Below are 565 nucleotides of genomic sequence, written 5' to 3' on the forward strand. Positions count from 1 at the left end.
GACCTCATCGATTTTTGTCGAGGCCGGCATTTTTTCAACAAGGTTTTTGCGAATGACCGCTTCCTGCGCAAATGCCGAAGCAAGGAAGAGCGCCCCAAAACCGAGTAGAGCAACTCTTTTCAAAATATGCATGTGGAACCTGATTCGTTGCTTGCGTTTTGTTGCAATGAGTTTAGCGTGCAAGACCTTATCTGGATGGCGTTTCTCCTCCTGCAAATAGGGGTTGTGTCGTTTTCCGAGCACGTGTCTTGTCTTTGACTTAGCTGTGATCACTTAAGTTGTCATTTTTCAGGCGAGCATTTAAAGAGATGAACACCATTTGCTAGTGCGCATTTTTTTATCTGTTGTCTTTAAGTGAACGACTCATTTATTTCATTTATTGAGCATGCAGATCAAGCGGAGTTGGCATTACATTCGCTCTGAATGTAAGCGGTCTCGGGCCGACAAAAAAATGGGAGTGAGGGATGGGATTGCCATACAGCTGGTTTGCGTTAGCACGTTTGCGCGACGCTCGTATAGCGCGTCCGCTGTTGTTGGCGGCAGGTACGACAAGGCCTCACTGGAC

1 pseudogene is annotated in these 565 nt (G+C 46.9%); it reads right to left on the bottom strand.

The window, feature by feature from the left end:
- Positions 1-243 (bottom strand): annotated as a pseudogene (locus AC1D1X_RS25315) (hypothetical protein); the annotation flags it as partial.
- Positions 244-565: the final 322 nt, after the last annotated feature.

It is taken from the genome of Polaromonas sp. P1_G4, from assembly GCF_056405475.1.